The sequence below is a fragment of the Paraburkholderia fungorum genome, from assembly GCF_046027605.1.
Lineage (GTDB): Bacteria > Pseudomonadota > Gammaproteobacteria > Burkholderiales > Burkholderiaceae > Paraburkholderia > Paraburkholderia fungorum_F.
On sequence record NZ_JAQQEF010000015.1, the window covers coordinates 95363 to 121279 of the forward strand.

Sequence of the window (25917 nt, forward strand, 5' to 3'; positions counted from 1 at the left end):
GCGCGAGGCCTGATTTTTGCCCATCCGCACTCGCGCACGGCGCTCAATGCGAAAGCGCCTCAAACGCCCCAGCGCGGGATGTGATGCGAGCCGAGCGATACGCACACGTTCTTCGGTTCGAGGAACACTTCATAGCTCCAGGTACCGCCTTCGCGGCCCACGCCCGATGCCTTCGTACCGCCGAACGGCTGGCGCAGATCGCGCACGTTCTGGCTATTGACGAAGCACATGCCCGCTTCGACGGCCGCCGCGACACGCAGCGCGCGGCCACTGCTCTCGGTCCAGATGTAGCTCGACAGGCCGTAGGAGATATCGTTGGCGAGTTTGATCGCGTCGGCTTCGTCGTCGAACGGAATCAGGCAGGCGACCGGGCCGAAGATCTCTTCCTGCGCGATCCGCATGCGATTGTCGACGTCGACGAACACCGTCGGCGTAACGAAATTGCCTTTGCGCATGGCGTCGGGCAGGTCGGGCGTTTCGAGTCCGCCGCATGCGAGCGTGGCGCCTTCTTTCGGACCCAGTTCGATATAGCTGCGTACCTTGGCCAGGTGCCCCTGGCTGATCATCGGGCCGACGATCGTGCTGTCGGCCAGCGGATCGCCCACCGTCAAACGTTTTGCGCGTTCGATGAAACGCTCCGCAAAGCGCGCGTAAATCGAGCGTTGCACCAGAATGCGCGAACCCGCCGTGCAGCGTTCACCGTTGTTCGAGAAGATCATGAACACAGCGGCATCGAGGGCGCGTTCGAAATCGGCGTCGTCGAAAATCACGAACGGCGACTTGCCGCCCAGTTCCATGGAAAACTTCTTCAGGCCCGCGGTTTGCACGATGCGGTTGCCGGTTGCCGTCGAGCCGGTGAACGACACTGCATGCACATCCGGGTGCGCCACCAGCGGCTCGCCGGTGTCTTTGCCGAAGCCGTGCACCACGTTCAGCACGCCGGCGGGAATCCCGGCTTCGAGCGCGAGATTGCCGAGCATCGATGCGGTGAGCGGCGACAGTTCGCTCATCTTCAACACGGCGGTATTGCCGAACGCGAGGCACGGTGCGACTTTCCACGTGGCCGTCATGAACGGTACGTTCCACGGCGAGATCAGCGCGCACACGCCGACCGGATGGAACAGCGTGTAGTTCAGATGCGTGTCGGTAGGGTAGGTATGACCGTCGACACGCGTGCACATTTCCGCGAAATAGCTGAAGTTGTCGGCGGCGCGCGGCACGAGTTGCTTGCGTGTCTGCGAGATCGTCTGGCCGGTGTCCTTCGTCTCGGTCTCCGAGATTTCCGGCACGTTCTTCGCGATCAACTCGCCGAGCTTGCGAATGATTTTCGCGCGTTCTGCAGCTGGTTTTCCAGCCCAGGCCGGAAACGCCTCCTTGGCGGCGCGCACGGCGGCATCGACTTCTTCCGCTCCGCCGCGAGCGACTTCAGCGAGCACTTCTTGTGTCGCCGGATTGACGGTTTCGAAGTAGCCTTTCGCGGCGCCCGATTTACCGTTGATCAGATGTTCGATTCGCATTGTGTTGTCCTTTCCTGCAAAGCAGTCGATCAGGCGCGGCCGAAGTCCGCGTCGGATGCAATCGTGTTGACCTGACGGCCCAGCCCGTCGATTTCGCAAACCACTTCGTCGCCCGCATTGACATTGACGATGCCTTCCGGCGTGCCGGTCAGGATCACGTCGCCGGGTGCGAGGGTCATGAAGCTGCTCAGATATTCGATCAACGCCGGGATATCGGTGACGAGATCGCGCGTGTTGCCGTGCTGCTGCCGCGTGCCGTTCACGAACGTGCGCAATTCGAGTTGCGTGACGTCTTCGACATCGGCTGCATCGACAAACCAGGGGCCGAGCACCGTGCCGCCGTCGCGATTCTTCACGCGCAGGTTGGGACGGTAATAATTCTCCAGGTAGTCGCGAATCGCGTAGTCGTTGCCGATCATGTAGCCGGCCACGTGCTGCATGGCGTTTTCCCGTTTGACGTTCTGCGCGGATTGCCCGATCACGACGGCCAGTTCGCACTCGTAGTGCATGAAGGTGACGTCGGCAGGGCGGCGCGTGAAGCCGCGATGACCGATCACCGCGCCGGGCCCTTTGATAAAGACCAGCGGTTCTTCCTGCTTGTTGAACTGCAACTCCTTTGCATGCTCGGCGTAGTTCAAGCCGAGTGCGAAGATCGTGCCGACCTCGATCGGCGCGAGCCATACCACTTCGTCCTCACGACACACGCGGCCGTCGGCGAGACGCACGCCCTGAGCGTCCGGATAGGCTTCGTGAATCGCGCCTGCATACGCAACACGGCCGCGCATCATGGCTGTTCTCCAGTGTGTTCTTGTGCGTCGACAAACGACACTTCGAGCGGCGGCATTTCACCAATCGATAGCGTGGCCGTGTCGCCGATATGAGCCACCGGTGAACCGTGAGGCACGCCCAGCGTAATGACGTCACCGGCGCTCAGTGTCATGAAATCGGTGACGTCCGCAATCAATTGGGCGACACCGCGTATCGACGATGCAGTACTGGCAATAAAAGCAACGGCTTCACGTCCTTCGAGCGAAACCTTGATCGTCAGATTGTCTGGCGCCGCAATATGATGCGCTGCAACCACCACCGGGCCGATCACGCAAAACCCGTCGCGCGCCCGAAATCGCACCGAAGGCCTGTACACGCTCGTGTGCGGCACGCTCAGATCAGCGACCAGCGTGTAGCCGGCGATGTAGTCGAATGCCTCGCCCACGCTGACCCGTGTTGCCGTGCGGCCAATCACGATGCCCAACGAAGCGCCGACTTGCACGCCCAGTGCATTGTCAGGCACGACGACGCGCGCGCGATGGCCGGCGATCGTATTGCGTGGCTTCACATAAAGAATCGGTGCTTTTGGCGGGGCCTTGTACGGCGCGGCATGCACCGCGTCGCCCAATGCTTCCAGCGCGGCGCGGTCGTTCAGCAACGTTCCATAGACGGCGCCCGAAACGGGCGCGCGGCAGGCCACGCCGCGCGCGAGCAGCGCGGCTGCGGTGCGCGCATCCACGTCGCGAGGCAGCGCGTCGCCTTCGGGATGCAGCAGGTGATCGGCAAGTGCAAACATAAATTAGCTGTCTCTCGGAGAAAACACTAACATGTTAGTAGTATTGCGCTTGATATCATCCACGGTCAATAGCCTGTCGGCTGATTGCGGGTTTTCCCTTAAGTTTCGACGGCTGCTTTTAACTTATCCGCCATGTCCGCTTCCGCTTCTACCCGAGTTTTGCACCGCAACCTGCCGATGTTGTTGCTACGCGCCAGAGAAAAAATGATGGAGCGTTTCCGCCCGTTGATTACCGCGCATGGGCTGACCGAACAGCAATGGCGCGTGATTCGGGCTCTCAACGAGCACGGCCCGATGGAGCCGCGCCACATCTCCGATATTTGCACGATTTCGAGCCCGAGCATGGCCGGGGTGCTCGCGCGCATGGAGAGCATGGAACTGGTGACAAAGGAGCGCTTCGCGGAAGACCAGCGTCGCGTGCTGGTGTCGCTGACCGATACGAGTGTGGACCTGGTGCGTGTGATCTCGAAGGATCTCGAGGCGCACTATCGCGAACTGGAGCGCAAGGTGGGACCGGAAATCGTCGAGCGCGTGTATCGCGCGGTCGACGATCTGCTCGCGGGTCTTGAAGAAGAAGACGAGTGACGCAACCGCTCATTTGCGTTGGGCGGACGGCGAGGTGATCCTTCACCAGCCCTGAAAACGTCTCCACTCGACGCTGCCGCCATCCGCCGAAACCGCGTGATACTCGGGAAACTGCGCGCCGGTTGCGCATGCGTGATTAGGCAGAATGCGCAGCTTCATGCCGATCGGAAAGCGCTGTTCGATGTCGTCGACAATCACGTCTGCTTCCGATGAAGACAGAATTCCGTGCTCCTGATTGGCGCCGCTCACCAGATAGCCGGGAAGCGGCGTGCCATTCAGCAGACAGGGCTGGCCGTAACCGAAATCGTGCTGCTGTTTCGAGGTGCCGCGATCGCGGCTCATCGCCATCCAGCCTGCATCGAGAATCGCCCAGCCCTTATCCGCCTGATGGCCGATCACGGTGGCGAGCACGCTGAGCGCGATGTCCTCCAGCGCGCACACGCCGACGTTGTGCATCACCAGATCGAAGAACACGTACACCCCGGCGCGCACCTCAGTCACGCCTTCCAGTTGCCCGGCGGCGAGCGCCGTTGGCGTGGAGCCGACGCTGACAGCCGGGCACGGAATGCCTGCGTCGCGCAGCCGTTGCGCCGCACGCACGCAACCCGCGCGTTCCTGCTCCGCGAGCGCGGCAAGCGCCTCCGGCGTATGGAGCTCGTAGCTGGAACCCGCATGGGTCATCACGCCGCCCACCTTGACGCCATTCTCATGCAGGATCCGGCCGACTTCGAGCAGCGTGTCCTGTTCCGGCGTGATACCGGAGCGGTGTCCATCGGTGTCCACCTCGATCCATACCTCGAGGGATTCCGCGTGCTGGTCCACAAATCCGGCGATGGCCGCGGCGGCGGTTGGATTGTCGACCACCAGCTTCAGATCACAGCCTTGGCGACGCAGCGCCAGCGCTCGCGGCAGCTTTGCAGGCGCGATGCTGACCGCGTAGAGAATGTCGCTGATGCCGGCCGCAAAGAATGCTTCCGCCTCTTTCAGGGTCGAGACGGTGATGCCGCGCGCACCGGCGGCGATCTGCGCACGGACTACGTCGATGCATTTGGTGGTCTTGACGTGCGGACGGAATGCAACGCCCAGCGCGTTCAGATGACCCTGCATCCGCGCGATGTTCTTCTGCATCCGAGGGATGTCGATCAGCGCGGCAGGGGTATCGATATGGTCGAGTTTCATGCTTTCACCGGGGGATGGAATGGCTGGGGTCCGCGCCGAAACGGCTGAGCCATGGGACCAGCGAGTCGAGCGTCGGCGCCTCGATCTCGGGCGGCTGCGCGCCCCCCACCAGCGGCAGGCCCACGCGGTTGTGCCAGTATGTCCGCAAGCCGACCGCGGCTGTGCCGAACATGTCGTAGCTGGAGCCGGCCACGAACGCGGCCTCATGGGCGTCCACGCCAAGTTTGGCGAGCGCGAGCCGGTACGGCAACGGATCCGGCTTGTACATACCGGCTTCTTCGGCCGTGACGATTGCGTCCCAGTGGATCGGGAAGAGGTTGGCAGCCTGCGTGCCGAGGTGGCTGGAGCAGTTGGTGACGATCGCCAGTTTGCAATGCGCACGGAGCGCCTGCAACGTCTCAAGGGCGCCGCTCCAGGGCGCAAGCTTCAGCCAGTTGGCTTCGAGTGCGAGCGCGGCGGAGGCCGGCAGTCCAACTTCAGCGGCTGCGTCGCGCACCAATTGTTCATACGCAATGTACTTGCCGCAGCCGTAAGTGAGGCGCAAATATGCGGCACGCCACGTGCGGCCCATCTGCTCGGAGCCCGCGGCGTGGTTCCATGACGTCCACGAGTCGAGCAGGGCAGTCAGGAGGTCAAAGAGAACGGCCTTGGGATAGGCGCTTGGGGTCGAAACGGAAGTCATGATTTAACCGGCGGTGGACGGTGAACCGATTATAGAGTTTCATTGGCACGCGGCGTTCAGCCAAAGTAACTCTAAGATTCAGTCTGGTTGAATTGACTGTTCGCTCGCGATTCGTCGCGCTGCAAACGCCTATCTTCTCCACGGCGGCAACGGCTTGAATCTGCTCTGCAGATATTGCATGAAATGCCGCGTACGCGCCGGCAGTCCCGCGCGCTGATGCGTGAGCGCGATCACGTTGGCGTCCGGCGCCTTCCAGCCCGGCAGAAGCCGTACGAGCTTGCCCTTGGCGAGGTCGTCGGCCACATCCCACTCGGAACGCAGGATCACGCCGCGGCCTTCGCAAGCCCATTGGCGGATCACGTCACCGTCGTTGCAGCTCAAACGGGCAGGCACGCGCACGCTGCGGCGCGTGCGGCCCTTGCTGAACTGCCAGAGCGAAACGTCCTCGTTGTTCTCGCGCAGCACGATGCACGGCAGTTTGCTCAATTGCTCCGGTGACTCCAGCTGGCCAAACCGCTTGAGCAGTGCAGGCGCGGCGCATACGAAGCGCGCATTCGGTGCGATCGCATAACCGACCAGATTCGATGCCGGCAACTCGCCGATATGCACGACGATGTCGAAGCGGTCCATCGTCTCGGTCAAAGGCCGGTCGGACAAAGTGAGCGCCACGTCGATATCCGGATTCTGCTGCTGGAACCCGGCAATCGCGGGCGCAAGGTGGCGCCGGCCGAATCCCAGCGGCGCATTGATTTTCAGCGTGCCGACCAGCCCGCCGCGGCGAGTCTGCAGGTCTTCGAATAGCGAGTCGAACTGCTGGATCAGTTCGGCGCCGCGTTCGCACAGGAGCGTGCCTTCTTCCGTGAACTGCAAACGGCGCGCCGTGCGATTCACCAGTTGCGCGCCCAGCTTCTTTTCCAGTTGCTGCAGGCGCTGGGTCACCGCCGAGGGTGACAGTCCCAGTTTTCGCGCCGCGGCGATCAGGCTGCCACTTGCGCGGATGGTCAGCAGAAACCGGATATCGGCCGAGTCGTTCATGGCGGCAACTTTTGAGTTCGGGAGTCTGGCAGCTTAAAGCGTTTGGATGCGAGGTTCCAGTACGCACGGGTAGCGGCGCATTCGCGGGTGAAAGCCAGAGCCGCTAGAATGTGCGCTTGGGCAGCGTGGCGGCAGGCCGCGCCGGCCGTCCATCAATTCGTTGTCGCTTCCATTTTGAAGAGAAGTCCAATGCCGTTGTCACAGGGGCCATCGAGCGACCCGTCAGGCGCCACTGGCGGATCGACCCGCATGTCGAATGATCCAGCTTCCCGTCCGGCCGAAGGCCCGGCGCAAAGTGCCCTGAAACAGGGGGTATTTCTGCACACGGGCTGGCGCAGCGCCGGAACGTGGATCTGGTCGCGTCTGCGCGCACTCGATTCCGTGACCGGCTTTTATGAACCGCTCAGCAACGTGCTTGCTGACCTGAGCCTCGCCGACATTGCCGCGTCCCGTCCCACGCTGACCTCGGGACATCCGCCGCTCGCCGCGCCGTACTTCGAAGAGTACCGGCCGTTTCTGCAAGAGGGCGTGCGCGGCGTAGCCGGATACCGGAAGCGTTTCGGCACGGATCGCTTCTCAAATGCCCCCGACGCGGAATTCCCCGCGTTGCAGGCCTATCTGGCCAACCTGTGCGAGCGCACTACCGGGCACGGCAGCGTCCCCGTCTTCAAGTTTTGCCGTTCGTCGGGCCGCTTGCCGTGGCTCAAGCGCGCATTCCCGCAAGCCACGCATGCGGCCGTGCTACGAAATCCCGCCTCGCAGTTTGCCTCGGGGTGGTTGCTCAATCAGCAATGGAGCAATCCGTTCTTCGTGGCCGCACCGTTTCGCGTGCTGGGTCTGAATCAGTCGGAGCCTTTAGTCCGGCAGGCCATCGAAATCTGCGGCGTGAGCTTGCCGCCTGTCGTGCCGACTTCGGACGACGCCTATGCGATGGCGTGCGAGCACTATGCGCGCACCGCGGAAGGCAACAACGCGTATCGCGCGTTCGTCGCGTTGTGGATTCTCTGCGTGCTGCGGATGGCGGACGGCGTCGATCTGATGATCGACGTCGATCGCCTGGGGCAGTCGCGCGACTATGCGGCCGCGTTGCGCACCGAGTTCGAGGCGCGGAGCGGCTTGTCGCCCGACTTTGGCAGCGCGCGTGATCTGGTCGAGGAAACGCGTCGCAGCGCGGCGCGCATGGCCGGGATCGACGGCCGGTCGATGCGAGCCGTGCACTCCGCGGCGCTGAAATTCCTCAAGGCGCAGAGCGGAGCGGACGCCGCTTTTATCGAACTCGTTCGCGAGAAGATGGTGCTCGCGAACGAATTGACCGAGCAATGGCGCTGAAGATTCGCCAGCAACGACGTCGCCAACCAATACAGTTGCCACGCGAAAAACAATACAGTGAGGCGCGGTTTTATTGTGCTGTATCGGGAATATGACGGGCACCGTCGATACAGTTTGCCAATCCTGCCGGCCTATCCCGTACACGAGGTAACGAAATGAATGCAGTGAGCGAACAAGCGAAGCTTTCGGTGCAACAGTTGGGTCATTACATCAGCGGCGCGCCGGTTGCGTCGACGAGCGGCCGGGTCAAGGACGTGTTCAATCCCGCCACCGGCCAGGTGACCGGTTCGGTCGCCTTGGCTTCGGTCGAGGAAGTGGACGCGGCGGTCAAGGCTGCCAAGGCCGCCTTTCCGGCCTGGAGCGAAACCGCGCCGATCAAGCGCGCGCGCATTCTGTTCAAGTTCAAGGAACTGCTGAACAGGCATCACGATGAACTCGCCATGCTGATCACGCGCGAACACGGCAAGGTGTTCACGGACGCGCAAGGCGAAGTGGTGCGCGGCATCGAAGTGGTCGAGTTCGCCTGCGGCATCCCGAACCTGCTGAAGACCGATTTCACCGACCAGATCGGCGGCGGCATTGACAACTGGAATCTGCGTCAGGCGCTGGGCGTGGTGGCGGGGATCACGCCGTTCAATTTTCCTGTGATGGTGCCGATGTGGATGTTCCCGGTCGCGCTGGCGTGCGGCAACACGTTCGTGCTGAAGCCGTCGGAGCGCGACCCGTCGGCGTCGCTGCGGATTGCGGAACTGTTGAAGGAAGCCGGTTTGCCCGATGGCGTGTTCAACGTCGTGAACGGCGACAAGGTGGCCGTGGACGCGCTGATCGACCATCCGGACGTCGCGGCGCTATCGTTTGTCGGCTCCACGCCGATCGCTGAATACATCTATACGGAAGCGTCGAAGCGCGGCAAGCGCGTGCAGGCGCTCGGCGGCGCGAAGAATCATCTAGTGGTGATGCCGGACGCCGATCTGGACCAGGCAGTCGACGCCTTGATCGGCGCCGCCTACGGTTCGGCCGGCGAGCGTTGCATGGCGATCTCGGTCGCGGTGGCGGTCGGCCATGTCGCCGATGAATTGATCGAACGCCTGGTGCCGCGCGTCAAGTCGCTGGTGATCAAGAACGGTGAACATCTCGACGCCGAAATGGGTCCGCTGGTTACCGCCGAACATAAGGCCAAGGTGGCCGGTTATATCGACTTGGGTGTGGCGGAAGGCGCGAAGCTGGTCGTCGATGGCCGCGCGCATCCGGTTGCGAATGAAGACGGCTTCTTCATCGGCGGTACGCTGTTCGACCAGGTCGGCACCGAGATGAAGATCTACAAGGAAGAAATCTTCGGCCCGGTGCTGGCCGTGGTGCGTGTGCCCGATTTCGCAAGCGCAGTCGAGCTGATCAACGCGCACGAATTCGGTAACGGCGTATCGCTCTTCACGTCGGATGGCGGCGTGGCGCGCGCATTCGGCCGGCAGATTCAGGTGGGCATGGTCGGCATCAATGTGCCGATTCCGGTGCCGATGGCATGGCACTCGTTTGGTGGCTGGAAGCGCTCGCTGTTCGGCGATCACCACGCGTACGGCGAAGAAGGCGTGCGTTTCTATACGCGCTACAAGAGCATCATGCAGCGCTGGCCGGATAGCATCGCGAAGGGCGCTGAGTTTACGATGCCGGTCGCGAAGTAAGCAATAGAGCAGGATTGCTGCGGACTCGCATGCCGTGTGGTGTGGCGGCGGTGCAGCCTCAGGGCTGCACCCGATACCGATTGTTGGATGGTGATCACGACGGCGATATGCCATCCTGTATCAGTCCATTTGCCGCATCGCATGGCATCAAGCGCTTCCTCATGGTGCATAACTGAACGCCCATTGCTGGTAGCTTTGCGCCGCCGCGAAGGCTGCCTGATCTCCTTTGAATCCAGCCACTTTGACCGGCTTGCGCGACGACGCGCTGCGTACACCCATCACGCCACCGTCTGGCGCAAGGATCGGGACAAAGCCTTTTCCGGTGATCGGATCCGGATAGAGTCGGCGCATATAGCGGCGAATCACAGGATAGCGTGGGTCGCGCAGCAGATCGTCGAGTTTCTCTGGATAAGGCTTGGCACCGATTGGCGTACTCTGCCAGTACTGCCGGATTGCGTCCCGATACAAGTTGCCGGTGTAGAGCAAATCCGCTTCACGGGCGCGCTGGTTCGATCTCGCCACATTCTCCAGCAGCTTGCCAAGACCCAGTGTAATGAACAGCACCAACAGCAGCGCCCAGAAATACGCCATACCTCGCTGGCGCGCGAAGCTTGGGGTGCGGATCACCACGTCTTGTATTCCGTGCCGTCGAGGGCTTTGCCTCGCGCGCCACTTTTTACGTCGATAATAGTTTTGTCGTCATCATCGGCACCTTGCACGGGCACCCAACTGTCAGAGCGACCGGTCACCGGGTCCGCCGGCAGTGCCCGGAGATAGTGCCGCTCGGTTAGCGCGGAGAGGGTTTCCGGGTACTTGCCGGTGTCGCTGTAATGCTCGTCCAGCGCCCGGCGCAGGACCGATAGATTCGCTTTCAATGCGGCCTCCTTGGCGCGGTCGGTCTGATGAACATAGCGCGGCGCGACGATCGAGAGCAGCGTTGCCACGATTGCGAGTACCACCAGCAATTCAATCAGTGTGAAGCCACGGTTCTGCTTTTGCAGGGCCATCTTCATTTCACCATTGTAGATAAGGGATGCCGTTGGTTCCCTTCCGGTCGCTCAGCGAAAATATGTCGTACACGTCGCCGTTATCTTGCGGATCGTGAGCTTCGCTGGAGTAACTGCGCTTACCCCAGCTGTCTTGAGCGGGCCCAGACAGCGCCGGATTCATCGGATCGCGCGGCACTCGGCGCAGGAAGTAAATCTTCCTACCTTTCGGGTCTCTCTGATTCACCACACCGGTCACGAGTTCGTCCAGGGATCCTGGATAGCCGGTCGAATCGAGTGAACGTGCAATCCGGCCTTCGTCGCCCGCTTTTTTATAGGTATCGATCGCGGTCCGGATTTCTCGCAATGCCTCTTTTAGTTCGCGCTCCTTCTCACGCTGCTCATGCAATTTGACGAACGTTGTCGCAACCGACGCAATGATCGCGACTAACGCGACCGTGACGATCATCTCGATCAGCGTAAATCCGGAACTCAGAGGCTTCTGCTTCATTTCAAGGGGAAACGACGATCTGTTTGGGTAGGGCTACCGTGCTGGCGATCTGCGCATGGTTTTCTTTCTCCACCTTCAGGTTTTGCAATGACAGATTGACTGGCCCACTCGACGGGTGATCTGCCTGAAATGTGATCATTGCGAGCGAGCCATCGGCTACCGCCTTACCAATGGAAATATGAAGACTATTCCCGTCCTGCTTCGCATCGAGCGTAACGCCGGCACGCGGCTCAACCTTGAGCAACCGGATATATCTTCGATGGTCAATCCACGATACCGAATATTCCTATTACCGACGAAGAGTATGCAACCCTCCGTCCAGGTGATTACTACGTAAGTAATCTAAGGCTCGGCGGCCTAGGTTACTACTATCGTTGGCGCATCGATTCGTGGAATCGCGGTTGGGAAGCCCGAGGCATGGTGCCCAAACAGGACGCAAGTTCCAGTGCAAAGAAATAATCTTTGCTAGGGATTTAAAGTAGGACTGGGGCTGTATTATTACAAGGCGCGGATGTACTCGCCGGCGTTGGGGCGGTTCCTGCAGACCGATCCGGTGGGCGGCGCTGATGATCTGAACCTGTATGCGTACGTAAAGAACAACCCGATCAACTTCAGCGCTCCTTCTGGATTGGCTGCACAATGCTCGCAGTCCGATACGTTCGGTCAAGGGGTCGCCAAGAGCGATGCGATAACGCCTGTATATCCCGACGCTATTGTTTCAGGTGGGCTACGGATAGCGCTGACTATTTCCAACGCGGTCAGCGGAGCAGCCGCCCCGACAGCTACTCAGACAATTAGTACTGGCAGAACGACTCCTAATAGTCTTCAGGAAAAATTGGCTATGGAGCAGGTAATGGCTAAACCGGAGGGCACAACTCCACCGCGCATGCCAAAAATGTCGGATACAAAAAATGGTCTTATGGATGCGGACGGATGGGTGAAGCGCACGCAAAATGTCAATGGCGTCGAAATTCATTACGTTGAAAACATCAAGACTGGGAAGCTTGTCGATTTCAAGTTTAAGGACTGAATATGGAATACAGAAAGGCCTTATTGCAAGCAATCGAAGGGTGGAATTCAGAGCAAATTGAGGATGAATGGCTCTTCGAGAAATTTAGGGAGCAGACTGTTGGCGTAATGTCCGCTTCAGAGGCGTTTGGGGCAATTGATGAAACTGTAGATCTTCTGTTGCGTGAACAGGACGAGTCTACGGCGACAGAAATTCTACAGACAATCATTGGATTGGCTCTGCGAAGTCAAACAACGGAGCTGCCGAAGTCGTTGTTGGAGAGTAGGAGCGAAATCCAGATCAAGTTCTCAAAATTTGGAGATTACGCCAAAAATAAATTATTGGAGTTATATCGGTACTATCGGATACCTAAAGATTGATAGGTATTAAAGACCAGGGGCCGCTGACGGGGCCCCTGGTCATTCCGTCAACCGTGATCGGGCATGATGGTAAGTCGTGCGTAGCGGTAGTCGATACTGAAGCTGACGCGCTCACCGGGCTTGAAGCCGGCGGTGGCGAGCCAGTGGTCGGCGATCTGCATCCACGGGAAATACGGCTGTCCGTCTGGTTGCGCCGGCCTTGGATCAGGGGTGTTTCGCAGGATACCGCTGGGATGCTCGTACTCGGGCCGGACACTGCGTTACACGCACGATGCGGCGGGCAATGTGACCGATACGGCGTGGCCGGACGGCTTCCACGTGACCATGCAGTACGACAGCTACGGCCGGCCCACGCAGATGCTTGAGAACGGCACACAGAACCTGGCGAAGTACACCTATGACGCGCTCAACCGGCGCACGCAGGTAGATCTGGGCAACGGCACGCGCACGGAACTGGCGTATGACAACCAGGGCTGGTTGTCGAATCTGAACCACCGGTTTGCCAGTCACGCGGAAGACTGGCTGGCGAGCTTCACGCGCAACCAGTTGGGGGAGATCAAGCGGAGCGTGACGATTCACGAGTACGCGATTCCGCCGATGATGTATGGGGGCAACTTCAGGACGAACGCGCTGAACCAGTACACGACGGCGTGGGGCAATTCACCGTTGACGTACGACCGCAACGGCAACGTGACGGCCCAGTCGATCTGGACGTACAGCTACGATCTGGACAACCGGCTGAAGACGGCGAGCCGCAACGGCATCAACGCGACGCTGGGCTACGACCCGGAAGGGCGACTGGTGCGACTGACCTACAGCAACGTGGACACCAACCTGCTGTACGACGGTCAGAATCTGGCGGCGGCGTACGATGCTGCGGGGACGATGAAGTATCGCTATGTGTTTGGCCCCGGTGTGGATGCGCCGCTAGTGCAGTACGAGGGTGCGGGCACGAACGCGAAGATGTATCTGTACGCGGACCATCAGGGCAGCATCGTGTCGTCGGCGAACGCTGCGGGTGCGACGAGGGACAGCGTGAAGTACGGACCGTTCGGGGAGACTACGGGGTCGGTGCCGTTGTCGAACTTCCTGTACACGGGGCAGTATTACGTGGCGGGGCTGGGGCTGTATTATTACAAGGCGCGGATGTACTCGCCGGCGCTGGGGCGGTTTCTGCAGACCGATCCGGTGGGGACGGCTGATGATCTGAATCTGTATGCGTACGTGAAGAACAATCCGGTGAACTTCACGGACCCGACGGGGATGATTGCGGCATCGGGGTTTGCATCGCCGACAAGCTATCCGTCAACTGCTTCTGCAAATGTTTCGGCTCAGTCGTCAACTGGTGGGGCGAGGCTTGATGCGCCAACGTTCAGTATGCCGGCGACGGTTGCGGGGAATCAGCCAGCGATCCAAGTGGCGGCTCAAAACAAAACGCCCAATCTCGGTGAGCCGGGAACGTGGTACACCAACCCAGGCAGCGGGCAAATGCGGCTGTATGGCGATCTTGGAGCGCCCGTGGTCGATCTGGATTTCGACCATAAGCATCTTGGCCTTCGACCGCACGCTCACAATTGGAATGGTGCTGTGAGAGACGGTGGGACCGATGTGGTGCCGTTCAGTCCATGGAAACCTTAAAGACTAAGGATGTGTTCAATGGAAATTTTCAAAAAATATGAGTCGTTCCACGACTGGTATTTGCTTGGTATTGCGGCGGACTTGGACGCGAACCTGGTTGAGCTTCATTTGATGTTTGACAATAAGAAAGATCATGTACGAATATTTTTTAAAGGGGCGTCGCGATGCCTCGTAACTGACTTTCTAATACAGAACATTATTTACTCAATGAAGGTTATAACGGAGGCTGATGCTGCGGAGTACAAGCCTGCGCTTGACGCCTTGGATAATTCGTATCCTTGGGGGCGCAACAAGCCGTTAAAGAACATAGCGGCGATTACCGCGACTCTTGGCGCCGAATTGTTTGTCGAGTTTGAGTCGTTGGAGATTCAGGCGATGTGAACTGGACAAAACCTAAGCGATTGCTAAGGAATACTGTTGCATAGACGAAGGGGCCGCTGACGCGGCCCTTCGTCTTTTAAGCTGGTGTAATGATGAGTCGCTGGTGCTCGACGGCAATGCGTACGCGGGATCCGGGTTCGAAGCCGGCGGTCTCGATCCATCGTCTTGAGAGCTTCATCCACGGAAAGGCGGTCGGCTCCTTGCGCCTATGGAAGGGCGGGCGTGCCTGTTTCTAAATGCCCCACAACTCCTGGATGGTGCCAAACCCCCTCATGGCCGTCCCCTATGCCACCTACTACGCTCAGCACTGTGGCCCTTAAACCCCGGCGGACGAATCCTCTTCCGCCTCGTTCAGCACGGCATTCTGCACCGCGGTTGCCGGGCTGACATAAGCCGGTCCCTGGCGCGGATCGTCGATGCTATAGCGCAAGCGGCGCGCCTCCACATACACGCGCAACTGGCGATACTTCACCAGATAAACCAGGCCGACGATCGCCGCCGCGAAGCCCGATGCGGCGCCGACGCCGAGCGCCCACCGCGGGCCGAAACGATCCGCCACCCAGCCCACCACCGGCGCGCCGAGCGGTGTGGTGCCTAGCGAGATGGCCAGCAGGATCGCAATCACCCGGCCGCGCATGGCCGGGTCGGTGGAGATTTGCACGAGACTGTTCGTTGAAGTAGTGAACGTCTGCGTCGATATGCCGATCACGACAAGCGCAAGTCCGAACAGCACATAGTTCGGCATCAGCGAGGCGGTCGTACAGCCCATTCCGAAAAGCGCCGCCGCGACGATCAGAATCGCCATGCGAGGCTTGGCTCTGCGCGCGGCCAGCAGCGCCCCGGTCACCGAACCGATTGCCATGGTCGAACTCAACACGCCGTATTGGCTTGCGCCCGCATGAAAGGCGGTGACCGACATGGTGGAGATGAAGATCGGGAAGTTCAGCCCGAAGGCGCCGATCAGAAACAGCATCAACAGCGCGGCCTTCAGATCGGGGCGCGTCCACACATATTTGAAGCCTTCCACGAAGCTGCCACGTGTGCGTAGCGCACGAGGCTTCAGATTCAGTTCGCTGACGCGCAGCATGCGCAGCGAACCGAGCACGGCGACGAAAGAGAGCGCGTTGATCAGAAACACCCAGCCGGTGCCCACCGAGGCGATCAGAAGTCCGGCGACGGCAGGCCCGATCATGCGCGCCGCGTTGAACGAGGTGGAATTCAACGCGACCGCGTTCGACAGATCGGCTTCGCCCACCAGATCGGAGACAAAGGTCTGACGTGCCGGTGAATCGAACGCGGTGACGCAGCCGAGCAGCCCCGCAAACATATAGACCTGCCATAACCGCACGAGGCCGGTCACCGTAAGAAGCCCGAGGCATAGCGCCAATGTGCCCATCGCCGCCTGCGTGGCGAACAGCAGCTTGCGACGGTCGAAATGATCGGCCGCATAGCCCGTTAAGGGCAGCAGGAGCATTTGCGGCCCGAACTGCAGCGACATCACAATGCCCACGGAGGTGGCATTGTGATGCGTGAGTTCTGTGAGCACGAGCCAGTCCTGCGCCGTGCGCTGCATCCATGTGCCGATGTTGGAGACGATCGCGCCGCTGGCCCAGACCCGGTAGTTGAACGTGCGCAGCGAACGGAATGTGCCGCTCATCGGGACATTCCATGGAGGATGATGCGCGTCGCGCAGCGATTCAACCGGATACTCATGCGCGCGATTTCTCGAGCAGATCGAGGACCTCCTGCGTCGTGCCCGTTTCGCCGAGACGCGGGAAGATTCGCGCGATGCTGTTGGTGTGCGCGTCGGCGTTCAGGTCCGTCATCGCGTCGACCGCGAAGCTGACGTTGAAGCCGAGTTCGTGTGCGAAACGCGCGGTGGACTCGACGCCGATGCTGGTGGCCACGCCGACCAGCACCACTTGCGTGACGCCTTGCTTGCGCAGATACGCTTCGAGATCCGTGTTGGTGAACGCGCCCCAGGTGCGCTTGGTGACCAGATGATCCGACGGCTGCTGATTTACTTCAGGGACGAGTTCGGCAAAGTCAGCGGGGAAATCGCCGCTGTGGCGCGCTTGTTCCGCGCGGCCCGGAGCGCCGCCCGCCACATTGACGAGCACCACCGGCAGGCCGTGACGGCGAAACGCGTCGGCCAGCGTGGCGGAGCGTTTCACGACCTCGGCGGTGGGGTGGGCGGTGGGCAGCGCAACAATGCCCCGCTGCAAATCGATGACGACCAATGCGGTCTTTGCGTCGAGCGTGGTGACAGCCATGAGGTTTTCCTGGAAGTTACGAGTCGATGAGGCGTTTGAGCAAGTCGATGCCAATCGCGAGCTGTTTCTGTTCGGCGGCGCTGAAGCGGGTCTGGATGGTACGGAATAGCCAGTCTTCGCGTGCCGTACGGCTTGCCTTGACCTTTTTGCGGAAGGCCGGCGTGAGGGAAAGCACGGTTTGCCGCCCGTCGTTCGGGTCCGGTGCGCCGCTCACGAGCCCGGCAGCTTTCAGAACCGAAAGCGTCTCGCCCATGGATTGCGGACGCATGCCCTGGATGCGAGCGAGCGTTGTAACCGTTGCGGGACCCTCGCGTTCGAGCAGGCTGAGAACCTGGACCTGCGACGGCGTGAAATCGCCCACATGCGCTTCTTCGCGCAACCGGCGGCGCAATTTGCCGACCAGGACGCGCAGGTCTTCCGCCGTTGCGTGCAGCGCGTCGGGATCGGCGGGGCGTGTGGGCTGAGTGTCGTTGCTGGACATACCGGCAGATATGAAGGTTACCTTCGTAGGTTACCTTCATATCTGCCGGGAGTCAAGTTGGCGGCCGTCGGCGCGCGATGCGTGGCGAGCCGATCAGCGCTTCGTATCTGCGCTTCGAACCGGCTTCGGGCCGGTTTTGGGCCGGTTCTTTCATGTGGACCAGGCGAATTATTGTCGCTGGTACTAGTCAGGTGCATTTTCGGCCACCGATACTGAAATCGTCTGCTATGGCCGTCATGTCCTATCCGCTCGCGGCGGAGCGCCACCATCCGCTGCGGTCATTGAAGGGCAGGCGGAATCGGCAGAGATGATTTCATCGAACACGAAACGCAGACGGAGACTCCATGCTCAAGTTCCTGATTGGGATCGGCATTCCCTATATCGGCGTGATCGGCCTGCTGCCCTGGGTCGCGTCAGTCGATCGATTCGTTCTGGGTGTGCCGTTCATTTATGCGTGGATTTTCGCGTGGTTCATCCTGACGTCGCTGTGCCTGCAGGTGTGCTGGCGTCTGTTCGATCGCCGCGCCGACGATGCACATCCGAAAACCCACTGAAGCAGCAGGAGAGTCCGTATGTCCACCGTCGTCTTTCTCGGTTTGATTCTCTTCTCGCTGTATCTGGCGATACGGTCCAAAAAGGGGCATGGTGCACAAAGCGTTCATGACTTCTTTGTCGCGTCCCGGCAGTTTGGCGCCTATCTGGTCTTTTTCCTCGCGGCGGGCGAGATCTACAGTATCGGCACGATGGTCGGCTTTCCAGGCGGCATCTATGCCAAGGGGCCCACTTACGGGGTCTGGTTCCTCGGATATATCCTGCTGGCGTACCCCGTCGGTTATTTCATCGGACCGAAGATCTGGGAGGCCGGCAAACGCTATAACGCCATTACGCTGCCCGACCTGTTCAAAGGTCATTTCGGCAGCCGCGCGCTGGAGTTGATCGTGGCCGGCTCGGCGATCCTGTTTTTGCTGCCGTGGGGCGAGTTGCAATTCACGGGGCTCGTGGCCGCATTCAAGGGACTCGGCTGGAATTTCGAGCCGCTTTATCTGATTCTGATTTCAGCAGTGCTGGCTTTTACCTACATCGCCATTTCAGGCGTGCGGGCCTCGGCGTACATCGCGATCCTGAAAGACATATTGATGGTCGCGGCAATTGTGATCACCGGCCTAGCGGTTTCGTGGGAGTCCGGCGTGACGGAAGTTTTTCACGCCGCGAGCTTGCACGTCAGCAACAGCATGAACGCGAGTCAACTGACGTTCTCGATGAGCACCATGCTGTTCCAGTCGTTAGGGTTCTACGTGATGCCGTTCGCCGTGCAGGTTTTCTTCACGGCCGCCAGTCCGAATACGATCCGCCGCACGCAGGTCGCCATGCCGCTGTACATGCTGATGTATCCGTTTCTGGTGATTGCTTCGTACTATGCGATCAGTCAGAACCTGCACCTTGCCTCGCCGAATGAAGCGTTCTTTGCGGCGGCGATCCGCTTGCTGCCGGGCTGGTTGCTGGGTCTGGTCGCGGCCGGCGCCTCGCTGTCGGGTCTGCTGGTGCTGACGGGAATCTGCCTCGCCATCGGCCCGATCGTGACGCGCAATCTGTTGCCGAAGATGCCCGAGAGCAAGCAGAAAGCCACGGCGAAAACGGTGATCGTGGTCTATCTGCTGGTTTCGATCGTGATGACCTTGCTGACGCCGAATCTGATGCTTACGCTGATCAATACCGCGTACTACGGCGTGACCCAGTTTTTCCCGGGCGTCATGGTCATTCTGTTTTCGCTTCGAGTCAAACCGGCTGCCATTGCAACGGGCATTGTGACCGGCCAGATACTCGCGATCATCCTTTATATGTTCCATGTCGATTTCGGTGGATTCAACCTGGGCCTGCTGTGTCTCGTGGTCAATATCGCGGTGACCGCCGTGCTGAACTATGGTGGGAAGCGTAAGGCCGTGCATGCGCTGTCTTGACTGTGTGACCCGTGGCCTAACTCAAAGCACTCTTACTTACTTATGAATTCGATTGAACGAGGTCCCATCACCGTCTTCGTCGCCAGAAAAATTCTGACGATGAATCCGGCCCAGCCGCACGCCACGCATGTCGCCGTGCGAGACGGCCGAATTCTCTCGGTCGGCAATCTGGAAGAGGTCAGTGCGTGGGGCGAGGCTGAGATCGTCGACACGTTTCAGGACAAAGTGCTGATGCCGGGTCTCGTCGAAGGACATTGCCATCTGATGGAAGGTGCGATGTGGGATGCCGTGTATCTCGGCTACTACGATCGGCGCGGTCCGGACGGCAAGTTGTGGCGAGGTCTGAGAACGTTGGATGAGGTGATCGAACGGCTCACTGAAGCGCAACGCGCCATGACGGACGCAACCGCGCCGCTGTTGGCGTGGGGCTTCGATCCGATTTTCTTCGGCGCGAGCCGCCTGTCGGTCAGGGAACTCGATACCGTTTCGACGAGCCGACCCATTGTCGTGCTGCACGCGAGTGTGCATCTGATGAACGTCAACAGCGCGATGCTGGCGCTTGCCGGTATCGACGAGAACACCGACATCGACGGGATAGACAAAGACCAGGATGACCAGCCGACCGGCGAGTTGCAGGAGTTCGCCGCGATGTTTCCGGTGTATCAGGTGATCGGCAGCCAGCTTTCCATCGCGGCGAGCGAAAAGACCGAGGCCATCTGGAATTTCGGCAAGGTCGCGCAACTGGCCGGCGTGACCACCGCGACGGATCTGGTCAACGATCTCTCGGCGCTGGGCAATCGCAACCTGCGCGAAGTCACGGCCGACCCGCAGTATCCGGTCAGGATCGTGCCCGCGTTTGCGCCGCAGCGAAGCCCCGACAACGGTGTCGAAAAAGTGCTGTCGGCTATCCACGACAGCACGGAGAAATTGGCGTTCGGTCCGGTCAAATTCATCGTCGATGGATCGATTCAGGGCTTCACGGCTCGGCTGAAGTGGCCCGGTTATGTGGGTGGCCAGGCGAACGGATTGTGGCTGATTCCGCCGGGCCAACTGGTGGATGTGTTCACGCCATTTCATCGCGCCGGGCTGCAACTGCATATTCATACCAACGGAGATGAAGCCACCGAAGTCGTCCTGAACGCGGTCGAGAAGATGCTCGACGCCTGTCCGCGCAACGATCACCGTCATACGCTGCAGCACTGCCAGATGGCTGACGCGAGCCAATTGGCCCGCGCGGCAAAACTCGGCATGTGCATCAACTTTTTCTCCAACCATATCTATTACTGGGGCGACGCCCATTACGCGCAGACCATGGGCCCGGACCGCGCGAACCGGATGAATGCCGCGGGTTCCGCCCGACGTCTGGGAATTCCCTTTGCGTTCCATTCGGACGCGCCGATCACGCAGTTGAGCCCGCTGTTTACCGCCTGGTGCGCGGTGCAGCGCAAGACCGCATCGGGACGCGTGCTGGGCGCGAGCGAGTGCATTCCCGTGGCCGATGCATTGCGTGCGATTACGCTGGGCGCTGCCTATACGCTCAAGATGGATCATCTGATCGGCAGTATCGAGGTGGGCAAATTCGCGGACTTCGCCGTGCTCGCTGAAGACCCGAGCGAGGTTGCGCCTGAACGGTTAAAGGACGTCGAAGTGTGGGGAACGGTTCTGGGGGGGCGCGTGTTTCAGTCGCCGGCAAAAAATGATTGACGCTGCGGCTGCGGCTGCGGCTGCGGCTGCGGCTGCGGCTGCGGCTGCGGCTGCGGCTGCGGCTACGGCTACGGCTACGGCTACGGCTACGGCCACGCCCACGACAGCGGCCACGACAGCGGCCACGACCACCACACCCACCTCCCCAGACGGGCGGCCACCGATTCCGTTGGTCGTGCTCGGCGGCTATCTCGGCGCCGGCAAGACAACCTTGCTCAACCATGTGCTCTCGAATGCGGGTCAGCGCCGCGTGGCGGTGCTGGTCAACGATTTCGGCGATATCAATATCGACGCCGCGCTGATCCGCGAACGCACCGACGATGTCATCAATCTGGAAAACGGCTGCGTGTGTTGCTCGATCGGCGGACGCCTGGTCGATGCGCTCGTAAAAATCAGCGCGCGGCCTGCGCGGCCCGAGTTGTTGATCATCGAAGCCAGCGGCGTGTCCGATCCTGTGAAGATCGCGCAGATCGGCCTGCTCGACCGGGCATTCAGGCTGATCGGGATCATCGTTGCCGTGGACGCCGAGCGCATCGGCGCCACCTTGCTCGACCCGTACGTCGGCGATATCGTGCGCCGACAGATCGCGGGCGCGACGGCCCTCGTGCTCACCAAGACCGACCTCGCCGCACAGAAGGACAAGGCAGCGGCGATAGACGCGGTGTCGTCGCTCGCGACCACGTCCATCCTGCTCGAATCGGCAAACGGGTCCATTCCACTGGCGCTGATCTTCGACGCGAGTGTCGCGCCTCGCCATCGAACCGGCGACCCGCTTCTCGCGGCGGGTGAGCGGGCGGAAGGGCGCCTCAATCGCCATCAGGACATCTGCAGCTTTTCCTTTCGCTCGGACTTCCGCCTCGACAGGAAGAAACTGAGGCAAGTTTTTCGCAGTTTGTCGGTCCCGCTATTGAGAGCGAAGGGCATCGTCTGGCTGGACCAGGAGGCTTCTCCGCAGGAACTCCATGTGGTTGGCGGCCGCATTCTGATCACGCCTTTTGCGGGCCGCGCGGCGGCTGAGTCGACGATCGTCCTGATTGGCCGCTTCAGCGACGAAGACGAGCGGACCGTGAAGCGTTGCCTCGAAAGCGCGCAAGCGTTGAATTAACAGCGCGCTTCGCGCCAGCGTGCCGGGCTCATCGCTCCAAGGGTGCCAGGCTCGCCAGCGTGCTGGGTTCATCGCTCCAGGAGTGCCAGGCACGCCAACTACACCGGGCGCATCAATCGCACCAAGCCCACCCATGGCCTGAATCCGAAAATCTCGGTTCAAGCCCAGCCCACCCACGTACTCTCCCCACGCGCTGCACCAGGCGAATCCATCGCACTGGCCCTACCGCCGGCCCCCCACCAAACTTACACTTTTCCTCAAGAGATCGCCGCTCGGGCGATCACAAGCCTCACCCAATTCACGAAGCAGGAGACATGCATGGCCACAACAGAAACGTCCGCATCGAAGGTGACCGCGGACACGCTCGCCGCCTTTTCCGATGCGTTCAACCGTCATGACGCGAAGGCGCTGATGGAATTCATGACCGAAGATTGCGTGTTCGACGCCGCCGGCGGAAGCGAAGTCTACGGTGCGCGTTTCGTCGGTCGCGACGCGGTGCGCGCCGCCTTCGAAGCGGTCTTCAAGACCTTTCCGGATGCGCATTGGGGCCGTGGCCGTCATTACGTCATCGGCGAGCGCGGCGTGTCCGAATGGGTGTTCACGGGGACGCACGCGGAAGGCTGGCGCATCGAAGCAGAAGGGTGCGATCTGTTCGAGTTCCGCGATGGATTGATCGCCGTGAAGCGCGCGTTCCGCAAGGAACGCCCGAAGCAGAACGTTTGACGCCGACGAGGAGCTTCACATGGAGCAAAGTGTCATCACACGGGTCGGCGAAGGTCTGTCCGCAGGGCGGGACAGCGCGGCGCAATATGATCCGAGATACGATCCGCTGGTTTCGCCGGGGCCCGGCCACGGCAGGCAATACGCCCCCACCTATTGGGCCGCGACCGCCGGCACGCCGCCGCCCGACGATGGCCCGATCACGAAAGACATCGACGTGGACGTGGCGATCATCGGCGCAGGCTATACGGGACTCGCAACGGCGCTTTGTCTCGCGCGCGAGCATGGCATCAAGGCAGTGGTGCTCGAGGCCAACAAAACCAGTTGGGGATGCAGCAGCCGCAACGGCGGACAAGGGCAGAATGCGTCGGGACGTCTGTCGCGTTCGCAATGGATCGAGCGTTGGGGTAAAGACGTCGCGTTGAAAATGCACGACGAGATCCAGGAAGGCTTCGACAACTTCAAGTCGCTGGTGGCTGAAATCGATTGCGATCCGCAGCCGGGTGGTCACTTCCTGATTGCGCACCGGCCGCGCATGATGGCCAAACTCGCCGCCGAAGCCAAAGTATGGAAAGACGTTTTCGGTTACCCGTCCGAGCTCATCGATCAGGCTACGTTGCGCCGCGAGTACGTCAACGATAGCGAGGCAGCGGGCGCGCTCCATGAACCGGAAGGTATCGGTATCCATGCGCTGAAACTCGCGTATGGCTATCTGCGGCTCGCGCGCGAAGCGGGCGCGCGCGTCCATCCGTCGAGTCCGGTGATCGGGTGGGAAACCATCAACGGTATTCATCATTTGCGCACGCCGGGCGGCATCGTGCGTGCGCGCGCGGTCGGCATCGCGACCGGCGCTTATACGGCGCCGGACCTCCATCCTTTGCTGACGAGCCGCGTCATGCCGATCCTGTCGAATTCGATGGTGACGCGTCCGCTCACGCAGCAGGAAATCGCGGCCTGCAATTTTCGTACGACCCAGGTGCTCACGGACACGCGCACTTTGCGCTTCTACTATCGTTTCCTGCCAGACAATCGGCTGCAGATCGGCAGCCGCAGCGCGATCACCGGCGCCGATGCGCCGAACCCACGGCATTACGAGTTGCTCATCGAAGGCATGGGCCGCAAATTCCCCGCGTTGCGCGGTGTCGCGATCGATTATTCATGGTGGGGCTGGGTGGACGTCAGCCACGATATGATGCCGCGTATCTGCCAGCCGGATCCGAAGCAGTCGGTGTTTTACGCATTGGGCTACGGCGGCAATGGTGTGTCATATTCGCAGCAGGCGGGCCGCCGGCTCGCCGAACGGATTGCCGGTAAGGGGGCGAAGCAGACGCTGCCGATCTTTACTTCACCGTTGCCCGGCCATCCGTTCGCACCGTTCCGTCGCCTTGGACAACGGATGCTCTATCAGCTCTATTTCAGGCGCGACGAAAAGCCGTGAAGGCGGCTTATGTACCGCGGTATCCGCGGTTTTATCCGCGTTGTCCGCATCACCCGCGTTAACTGCGGTACGTAGCGCATCATTTACCGTGCCTCACCCGCACGGCACCGCGCAGGCAGCCAGGTCTGCGCATTCAGTCATAAGAAAAAACAATCAGCAGCGAGGCGCACAAGCGTCCTCGCTCGATCCGGATTGACGGCGCCCCGGTCTGGCGGCTGCACACGCAGTCCTGCACGACAGGCGCCTGAATAAGCAGGATATGGAGGTGACATGCAAGTATCAACGAATAAAAGTGAACTGAAGACCGGCCTCAAGGAACGCCATATGACGATGATCGCGCTAGGCGGCGTGATCGGCGCGGGCCTGTTTGTCGGCAGCGGTGTGGTGGTCCAGCAGGCCGGCCCAGCGGCGGTCCTGTCGTTTCTGATTACCGGCGGGCTGATCGTGCTGGTCATGCGCATGCTCGGCGAAATGGCCTGCGCGATGCCGGCGGTGGGTTCGTTCTACGAATACGCGCGTCTCGCCTTCTCCGGCAAGCGCGGGCCCGGCAAACTGGCCGGCTTTCTGACCGGGTGGATGTACTGGTATTTCTGGGTCATCGTCGTCGCGGTCGAGGCGGTGGCCGGCGCGAAACTCGTTCAGTTCTGGTTGCCCGAAACACCGGCGTGGGCGATCAGTCTCGTGCTGCTGGTCGTGTTGACGGCGACCAATCTGATCTCGGTGGGCAGCTACGGCGAATTCGAGTTCTGGTTCGCGTCCATCAAGGTCGCGGCGATCGTGGTGTTTCTGTTCCTCGGCGGCCTGTATGTGCTGGGGTTGTGGCCCGCGTCGATGCACACCACCGCCGTGATGCCCACGCTTCTTTCGCACGGCGGACTGATGCCGAAGGGCATTGGGCCGGTATTGAGCGGCGCGGTCGCGGCGACAGGTTTTTACTTCGGTGCGGAGATCGTCACGATTGCGGCGGCCGAAGCGCATGAGCCGGTCAAGGCGGTCGCCAAAGCCACCAACTCGGTGATCACGCGCGTGCTGATTTTCTATGTCGGCTCGATTCTGCTGGTGGTGGCGCTGGTGCCCTGGGATTCGCCGAAAATGGCGACGCCGTATGTGAGCGCGCTCGATGCGATGGGTATTCCGGCCGCCGCGAACGTCATGAATGCGATCGTGTTGACGGCGGTCCTGTCCGCGCTCAATTCCGGCCTCTACGCCGCCTCACGCATGATGTTCGCGCTGACCCGTCACGGCGACGCGCCGGCGGCTCTCGCCAGGGTCAATCGTCGCGGTGTGCCGGTTCGCGCGATTCTGGTCGGCACCTTGTTCGGCTATGTGTCGGTCGTGATGTCTTATGTATCGCCCGATACGGTGTTCGCCTTCCTCGTCAATTCGTACGGGACGGTGGCCATTTTTGTCTATGTGCTGATTGCGGTATCGCAACTGAAACTGCGCGCGCGGCTCGAGCGTGAGGCGCCGGAGATGCTGCGCGTGAGGATGTGGTGCTATCCGTATCTGACGTGTTTCGCGATTCTCGGCATGGTCGGCATTCTGGTGGCCATGGCGTTCATACCGGATCAGCGCACGCCGCTATGGCTGGGCGTCGTGAGTCTGGGAGTGCTGCTCGTGGCTTATGCATGGCGCGCCCGCAAGAGTGGGGCGGCTTCTTCCGAGCCGGAATTCGTCGAGTATCGGCCGCACACGCATTGATGGCGGCTTCCCGTGTGTGATTTGCATCTTCAGCAATGCAGCGGTGCGAGCCGTGCGTCGGA

General features: G+C 60.8%; 27 protein-coding genes and 1 pseudogene. 14 read left to right on the plus strand and 14 right to left on the minus strand.

Annotated elements, in window-relative coordinates; genetic code table 11:
• Window positions 1-59: 59 nt before the first annotated feature.
• Genes hpaE through PQR53_RS23825 form a run of 3 tightly spaced genes read right to left on the minus strand, consistent with a single transcriptional unit; the run spans window position 60 to window position 3081 of the window.
• Window positions 60-1517, minus strand: a complete 1458-nt coding sequence (hpaE, locus tag PQR53_RS23815) for a 5-carboxymethyl-2-hydroxymuconate semialdehyde dehydrogenase (RefSeq protein WP_408459255.1) — start codon at window positions 1515-1517, stop codon at window positions 60-62.
• 29 nt (window positions 1518-1546) lie between these two features.
• Window positions 1547-2305 (minus strand): fumarylacetoacetate hydrolase family protein, encoded by a 759-nt coding sequence (locus tag PQR53_RS23820; RefSeq protein ID WP_408459258.1) that lies wholly within the window; start codon window positions 2303-2305, stop codon window positions 1547-1549.
• The gene (locus PQR53_RS23825; RefSeq protein ID WP_408459261.1) at window positions 2302-3081 is read right to left on the minus strand and encodes a fumarylacetoacetate hydrolase family protein; all 780 of its coding nucleotides are present in this window, start codon (window positions 3079-3081) and stop codon (window positions 2302-2304) included. The genes PQR53_RS23820 and PQR53_RS23825 overlap by 4 nt, the downstream gene beginning before the upstream one ends.
• Before the next feature lie 177 nt (window positions 3082-3258).
• Here PQR53_RS23825 and hpaR point away from each other — a divergent pair, with 177 nt between their 5' ends.
• Window positions 3259-3666 carry a homoprotocatechuate degradation operon regulator HpaR gene (gene hpaR / locus PQR53_RS23830; protein WP_169488206.1) on the plus strand — a complete coding sequence of 136 codons (408 nt, stop codon included), beginning with the start codon at window positions 3259-3261 and terminating at the stop codon, window positions 3664-3666.
• 42 nt (window positions 3667-3708) lie between these two features.
• On the opposite strand, the gene PQR53_RS23835 is transcribed toward hpaR, so the two are convergent.
• The 3 genes from PQR53_RS23835 to PQR53_RS23845 all read right to left on the minus strand — a co-directional run bounded on the left by PQR53_RS23835 (window position 3709) and on the right by PQR53_RS23845 (window position 6562).
• Window positions 3709-4845 (minus strand): DSD1 family PLP-dependent enzyme, encoded by a 1137-nt coding sequence (locus tag PQR53_RS23835; RefSeq protein ID WP_408459264.1) that lies wholly within the window; start codon window positions 4843-4845, stop codon window positions 3709-3711.
• Between the two features lie 4 nt (window positions 4846-4849).
• Window positions 4850-5527 (minus strand): HAD family hydrolase, encoded by a 678-nt coding sequence (locus tag PQR53_RS23840; RefSeq protein ID WP_408459267.1) that lies wholly within the window; start codon window positions 5525-5527, stop codon window positions 4850-4852.
• 129 nt (window positions 5528-5656) lie between these two features.
• Window positions 5657-6562, minus strand: a complete 906-nt coding sequence (locus PQR53_RS23845) for a LysR family transcriptional regulator (RefSeq protein WP_408459270.1) — start codon at window positions 6560-6562, stop codon at window positions 5657-5659.
• A gap of 249 nt (window positions 6563-6811) precedes the next feature.
• On the opposite strand from PQR53_RS23845, the gene PQR53_RS23850 reads away from it, so the two are divergent.
• Together PQR53_RS23850 and PQR53_RS23855 are read left to right on the plus strand one after the other, a co-directional pair.
• Window positions 6812-7891: a hypothetical protein gene (locus PQR53_RS23850; protein ID WP_408459272.1), complete on the plus strand. Its 1080-nt coding sequence runs from the start codon at window positions 6812-6814 to the stop codon at window positions 7889-7891.
• Window positions 7892-8046: 155 nt separating this feature from the next.
• The gene (locus tag PQR53_RS23855; RefSeq protein WP_408459275.1) at window positions 8047-9570 is read left to right on the plus strand and encodes a CoA-acylating methylmalonate-semialdehyde dehydrogenase; all 1524 of its coding nucleotides are present in this window, start codon (window positions 8047-8049) and stop codon (window positions 9568-9570) included.
• Window positions 9571-9729: 159 nt separating this feature from the next.
• On the opposite strand, the gene PQR53_RS23860 is transcribed toward PQR53_RS23855, so the two are convergent.
• The 4 genes from PQR53_RS23860 to PQR53_RS23875 are packed head-to-tail and all read right to left on the minus strand — an operon-like array spanning window position 9730 to window position 11311.
• Window positions 9730-10200: a type II secretion system protein gene (locus PQR53_RS23860; protein ID WP_408459278.1), complete on the minus strand. Its 471-nt coding sequence runs from the start codon at window positions 10198-10200 to the stop codon at window positions 9730-9732.
• Window positions 10194-10583 (minus strand): type IV pilin protein, encoded by a 390-nt coding sequence (locus PQR53_RS23865; protein ID WP_408459281.1) that lies wholly within the window; start codon window positions 10581-10583, stop codon window positions 10194-10196. Before PQR53_RS23865 ends, PQR53_RS23860 begins: the two co-directional genes overlap by 7 nt.
• A gap of 1 nt (window position 10584) precedes the next feature.
• Entirely contained in the window at window positions 10585-11067 is a 483-nt protein-coding gene (locus PQR53_RS23870) for a type II secretion system protein (RefSeq protein ID WP_408459284.1), read from the minus strand.
• A 1-nt stretch (window position 11068) separates the two neighbouring features.
• A complete protein-coding gene (locus PQR53_RS23875; RefSeq protein WP_408459287.1) occupies window positions 11069-11311 on the minus strand; it encodes a hypothetical protein in 243 nt (80 codons plus the stop codon).
• Between the two features lie 246 nt (window positions 11312-11557).
• Here PQR53_RS23875 and PQR53_RS23880 point away from each other — a divergent pair, with 246 nt between their 5' ends.
• From PQR53_RS23880 to PQR53_RS23895, 4 genes are all read left to right on the plus strand, one after another.
• Window positions 11558-12097 carry an RHS repeat-associated core domain-containing protein gene (locus PQR53_RS23880; protein WP_408459527.1) on the plus strand — a complete coding sequence of 180 codons (540 nt, stop codon included), beginning with the start codon at window positions 11558-11560 and terminating at the stop codon, window positions 12095-12097.
• 2 nt (window positions 12098-12099) lie between these two features.
• Window positions 12100-12456 (plus strand): hypothetical protein, encoded by a 357-nt coding sequence (locus PQR53_RS23885; protein ID WP_408459289.1) that lies wholly within the window; start codon window positions 12100-12102, stop codon window positions 12454-12456.
• Between the two features lie 210 nt (window positions 12457-12666).
• Window positions 12667-14094: an RHS repeat-associated core domain-containing protein gene (locus PQR53_RS23890; protein WP_408459292.1), complete on the plus strand. Its 1428-nt coding sequence runs from the start codon at window positions 12667-12669 to the stop codon at window positions 14092-14094.
• An 18-nt stretch (window positions 14095-14112) separates the two neighbouring features.
• Entirely contained in the window at window positions 14113-14475 is a 363-nt protein-coding gene (locus PQR53_RS23895; RefSeq protein ID WP_408459295.1) for a hypothetical protein, read from the plus strand.
• A 76-nt stretch (window positions 14476-14551) separates the two neighbouring features.
• On the opposite strand, the pseudogene PQR53_RS23900 reads toward PQR53_RS23895, so the two are convergent.
• The 4 genes and pseudogenes from PQR53_RS23900 to PQR53_RS23915 form a co-directional block, all read right to left on the minus strand.
• Window positions 14552-14671: pseudogene (locus PQR53_RS23900) on the minus strand (SymE family type I addiction module toxin); the annotation flags it as partial.
• Between the two features lie 120 nt (window positions 14672-14791).
• Complete coding sequence (locus tag PQR53_RS23905) at window positions 14792-16132, minus strand: MFS transporter (RefSeq protein WP_408459298.1); 1341 nt, start codon at window positions 16130-16132, stop codon at window positions 14792-14794.
• A gap of 52 nt (window positions 16133-16184) precedes the next feature.
• Window positions 16185-16748: an isochorismatase family protein gene (locus tag PQR53_RS23910; RefSeq protein ID WP_408459301.1), complete on the minus strand. Its 564-nt coding sequence runs from the start codon at window positions 16746-16748 to the stop codon at window positions 16185-16187.
• Window positions 16749-16764: 16 nt separating this feature from the next.
• On the minus strand, window positions 16765-17229 hold the full coding sequence (locus PQR53_RS23915; RefSeq protein WP_408459304.1) for a MarR family winged helix-turn-helix transcriptional regulator: 465 nt from the start codon (window positions 17227-17229) through the stop codon (window positions 16765-16767).
• Window positions 17230-17573: 344 nt separating this feature from the next.
• On the opposite strand from PQR53_RS23915, the gene PQR53_RS23920 reads away from it, so the two are divergent.
• The 7 genes from PQR53_RS23920 to PQR53_RS23950 all read left to right on the plus strand — a co-directional run bounded on the left by PQR53_RS23920 (window position 17574) and on the right by PQR53_RS23950 (window position 25855).
• Window positions 17574-17783: a DUF3311 domain-containing protein gene (locus tag PQR53_RS23920; RefSeq protein ID WP_179738052.1), complete on the plus strand. Its 210-nt coding sequence runs from the start codon at window positions 17574-17576 to the stop codon at window positions 17781-17783.
• 18 nt (window positions 17784-17801) lie between these two features.
• Window positions 17802-19187: a sodium:solute symporter family protein gene (locus PQR53_RS23925; RefSeq protein ID WP_408459307.1), complete on the plus strand. Its 1386-nt coding sequence runs from the start codon at window positions 17802-17804 to the stop codon at window positions 19185-19187.
• Window positions 19188-19229: 42 nt separating this feature from the next.
• Complete coding sequence (locus PQR53_RS23930) at window positions 19230-20891, plus strand: amidohydrolase (protein ID WP_408459310.1); 1662 nt, start codon at window positions 19230-19232, stop codon at window positions 20889-20891.
• Entirely contained in the window at window positions 20884-21996 is a 1113-nt protein-coding gene (locus PQR53_RS23935; RefSeq protein WP_408459313.1) for a CobW family GTP-binding protein, read from the plus strand. The genes PQR53_RS23930 and PQR53_RS23935 overlap by 8 nt, the downstream gene beginning before the upstream one ends.
• Before the next feature lie 318 nt (window positions 21997-22314).
• Complete coding sequence (locus PQR53_RS23940) at window positions 22315-22719, plus strand: nuclear transport factor 2 family protein (RefSeq protein WP_408459316.1); 405 nt, start codon at window positions 22315-22317, stop codon at window positions 22717-22719.
• A gap of 19 nt (window positions 22720-22738) precedes the next feature.
• Complete coding sequence (locus PQR53_RS23945; protein ID WP_408459318.1) at window positions 22739-24154, plus strand: NAD(P)/FAD-dependent oxidoreductase; 1416 nt, start codon at window positions 22739-22741, stop codon at window positions 24152-24154.
• Between the two features lie 270 nt (window positions 24155-24424).
• Window positions 24425-25855, plus strand: a complete 1431-nt coding sequence (locus PQR53_RS23950) for an amino acid permease (protein WP_408459321.1) — start codon at window positions 24425-24427, stop codon at window positions 25853-25855.
• The last annotated feature ends 62 nt before the right edge of the window (window positions 25856-25917 follow it).